Raw genomic sequence first — 741 nt, forward strand, 5'->3', positions numbered from 1 at the left:
TATGTTGTTCCAGAGCTGTCACTTAACGGCTCTGCGAGGCTATCACATCGTACGTCCCCCACCGCGGCGGAGCTCCATGGAATTCTTCTAGCATTACGCTTCATAGAGTCATTCAACCCTGCCAAATCATGGATCATCTACACCGATTCCAAGAGCGGACTGAAGGCTTTACAGCACGTTTTGGCGTCTGAGAGCCCCGTCGATATCGTCTGTGACGTCGTCATCGCTTACAACTGCTCTGTTGCCAACGGTCATGGCGTGATGCTTCAGTGGGTGCCCGGCCACTCTGGCATTGCAGGAAATATTGCAGCTGACGCTGCGACACTTCAGGCGCATCTGCGTACACCTCTGCATAAGGTGTATTTTACCCGCTCCGACGCAAAAAGTGTGCTTCTCTCCCTTCGTCAGCGGATCAGTGAGGATACGTGGGCGTCTTGCGAGGCGCGGACCTCTCTGCTCTTCCAACTTGACCCTGGTCTGTCCTTTCGGGTGCCACCTTCTGTACCCCGGCCACTTACAACCCTCATTCACCGGCTACGACTCAACGTTCCTTATAGCGCCCGGCTGCTGCACAAGATAGGGAAAGTGACGTCCCCGAACTGTCAGCAGTGTGGTGCTGTGGAGGACACCGAGCGCATTATACTGTCCTGTGAACGGTATTCCGTCGCACGCCGCCGATTGCAATCTTCGCTACAGCTCCTGGACAACCGTCCCTTCAGTCTCGCGAAGGTATTGGGCCCT

The 741-nt window shown here is 55.5% G+C and carries 1 protein-coding gene; it reads left to right on the forward strand.

The window, feature by feature from the left end; translation table 11 throughout:
• Window positions 1-15: 15 nt before the first annotated feature.
• Window positions 16-741 (forward strand): ribonuclease H family protein (locus tag Q2M23_RS44430; RefSeq protein WP_410469855.1); only part of this gene is annotated, 726 nt, incomplete at its 3' end.

The sequence above is a fragment of the Bradyrhizobium sp. 33ap4 genome (assembly GCF_032654765.1).
GTDB classification, from domain to species: Bacteria; Pseudomonadota; Alphaproteobacteria; order Rhizobiales; family Xanthobacteraceae; genus Bradyrhizobium; species Bradyrhizobium australafricanum.